Genomic DNA, 328 nt, shown 5'->3' with positions numbered 1-328 from the left:
CACACTAACGGGTATTACAACGAATTGCTGCCTGACAGCTCCCGACAATTTCTCACGCTCTTTGCTCACAAGAACGAGGGCAACCTGCAGTTCAAGATAGCGCCGGCAGCCGAGCACACGATTACCATAACGTCGCAAAAGGTTTTCAACGGCTTAGATGATTGGAATTTTGAAAATAAACAGACAAACATAAAAGACACCGACAACACTAACGTTTTCTTCGATTCAAACACCCAAGAGCTTGTGTTTTCTTCTGTCCTCAAAGAAGGTTTCAAACAGCCATACGCCGTCACATTAACCAAACAGCAGGGCACCACTATCACGTTAA

Annotated in this window: 1 protein-coding gene; it reads left to right on the top strand. The window is 44.8% G+C overall.

Annotated elements, in window-relative coordinates:
* Window positions 1–328: hypothetical protein (locus AC0L20_RS40410; protein WP_473295731.1), on the top strand; the 328-nt coding region annotated here is incomplete at both ends.

This window comes from Bradyrhizobium sp. Kon58 (genome assembly GCF_055807455.1).
Note: the sequence above shows the minus strand (reverse complement) of the source record. Positions and strands in the feature narration are given on the sequence as shown.